This window comes from Streptomyces alkaliphilus (genome assembly GCF_014141535.1).
Taxonomy (GTDB): domain Bacteria; phylum Actinomycetota; class Actinomycetes; order Streptomycetales; family Streptomycetaceae; genus Streptomyces; species Streptomyces alkaliphilus.
Genome location: NZ_VKHT01000865.1, coordinates 1 through 2,139, shown reverse-complemented (window position 1 = coordinate 2,139; position 2,139 = coordinate 1). Strand labels below are relative to the sequence as shown.

2 protein-coding genes and 1 pseudogene are annotated in these 2,139 nt (G+C 76.7%); all 3 read right to left on the bottom strand.

Annotation, left to right across the window (positions count from 1 at the left end; all coding sequences use genetic code 11):
* Nucleotides 1–314 (bottom strand): annotated as a pseudogene (locus FNQ90_RS20605) (hypothetical protein); the annotation flags it as partial.
* A 111-nt stretch (nt 315–425) separates the two neighbouring features.
* Complete coding sequence (locus tag FNQ90_RS27640) at nt 426–1,919, bottom strand: class E sortase (RefSeq protein ID WP_323380099.1); 1,494 nt, start codon at nt 1,917–1,919, stop codon at nt 426–428.
* Nucleotides 1,916–2,139 (bottom strand): glutamine amidotransferase-related protein (locus FNQ90_RS20595; RefSeq protein WP_407699402.1); only part of this gene is annotated, 224 nt, incomplete at its 5' end. The genes FNQ90_RS20595 and FNQ90_RS27640, both read right to left, overlap by 4 nt.

The following is a 2,139-nucleotide window of genomic DNA, read 5'->3' as shown; positions in this document are numbered from 1 at the left end:
TCACCGGCGGGGCCGTCGGGTCCCCCGGGGCCGCCCGGGCCGCCCGGTCCCCCGGAGCCGTCCCCGGGGCCGCCGGAAGCCGCGACGGGGCCGCCGGGGAGCCGGGAGGAGCCGGAGTCCTCCCCGGTCGCCGGGGAGGACTCCGCGTCGCCCGGCCCCGCGTCGGGGGCCCGGACGGTGTCCGTCGTCCCGGTCGTCCCCGCCTCGGGGGACGCCTCCGCCCCGGGGGTGGTGCCGGGACCGGTGTCCGTGGTCCCGGTCGTGTCGACCGGCCCCGCCGGGTCCCGGGGGGTGGTCATCGGCCGCTTGCTCATCGTTCTCCGCGTTCTGCTGCGCGTCTGCGTGGTCCGTGGGGTCGGCAGGCCCCCGGGATTCCGGATGTCCCGCCCCGTGCCGCCGGGCCGCCGGCCCGGCGGTGTGCCGCCTCAGGTGACGAGGGCATCCGGTTTCCCCTCACCGCGTGGCTGTTCGGCGACCATCTCGCCCCAGACGATGAGCCGGAAGGTCGAGGTGAACTCCGGGGTACAGGTGGTCAGGGTGATGTAGCGGCCGGGTTCGGTGAAGCCGCCCTGTTCGGGTATCGGGTCCAGCACCGCGATGTTCGACGGGGAGGTGGAGTCCAGCCGGCTGCGCATCTCGTAGACGTAGTACGTGGTCTCCGTCTCCACGATGATCGGGTCGCCCTCGTTCAACAGGTTGATGTAGCGGAACGGCTCGCCGTGGGTGTTGCGGTGCCCGGCGAGACCGACGTTCCCCTCGTCGTCCCAGGGCATCGCGGTGGGCAGGCGGTCGGCCTCGGAGTAGCGACCCACCATGCCCTTGTCCAGGACGGTGGCCTCGTCCACGCTCTCCGCGATGGGGACCCGCACGTCCAGCGTCGGCAGGTACAGCAGGGCGAAGCCCTCACCCGCGGAGAAGACACCGGGGTCGCGGTTGTCGGGCTCCTCCTCGGAGCCGCCCTCCCACTGGTCGATCAGGGAGTTCGCCTCGCGGTCCGCGTGGGCGCGGGCCTCCACGTTGGTCCACCACAGCTGGTAGGTGACGAAGAGCAGGAGCAGGACGCCGGTGGTCATCATCAGCTCGCCGGCGACGTTGGCGAGCTTGTTGGCGCGGCTCGCGCGGCGGGCCTTCTCCGCCTTGCGGCGGGCGGCGCGTCCCCCGCCCGCCGCGGCGGGGGAGGGACGGTCCGTGCCTGCTTCGCCGGTGGACGCCTCCCGCGCGGCACGGCGGTGCCCGCCGGTGGGGCCGACCGGATCCGCCGGGGCGGTGGCGAGGAGGTCGTCCGGGCGCCGCAGCGCCATGGTCTCGGGGTCCGCGGCGGGGGAGACGCCGTACGGGTCGACGGAGGGCGGGAAGACCGTGGTCGGGGCGTCGGCGTCGGTCCGGGACCCCGCACCGTACGGATCGGCGATCGCGCCGTACGGGGTGTCCCGGGGGGCGGCGTCGGCCGTCCCGGCACCGCCGGCCGTCCCGTACGGATCGGCGGTGGGCGTTCCCGCTCCGAGCGGGTCCGTGTCGCGGGCCGCCGGGTGGTGGCTCCCGGCCGGGTATCCACCGGTGCCGTGCCCCTGCCCGCGGTGATCCTCCTCGCGGTACGCCCCGGTGCCCGCGCTCTCGTACGCGGTGCCGTACGCCGCGCCGCCCGTCGTGCCCCGGGTCGTGCCGTACGCCGCCCCGTCGGTACCGACGCCGGTGCCGGTTTCCGGTGCGGCGGTCGGCGCCGGGTTCCCCGGCCGGTACCGGTCGCCGGGGCCGGCGCCGGGACCGCTCCCGCCCGCCCCGGCCGGGCCGGGCAGCGGGTCGTTGAGAGGGTCGGCCAGCGCGTCCACCGCCGCCCGGAACGCGTCCTGCGGCCCGACGTGCGGGTCCGGTTCCGGACCCCCGGCCCCACCGCCCCGCTCCGGACGCACCGCGGTCACCTCGCGGGCTCCGGCCGACCGGGCCGCCCGTTCCCCCCGACGACCGGGGCCAGCCCCCGTGACCGTTCCACGGCCCCGCCGTCCCCGCAGACGGTGAGCCAGTTCGCGAGCATCCGGTGGCCCCACTCGGTGAGCACCGACTCCGGGTGGAACTGCACCCCCTCGACCGGGAGGTCGCGGTGGCGCAGCCCCATGATCACCCCGGGGCGGTCGTCGGTGG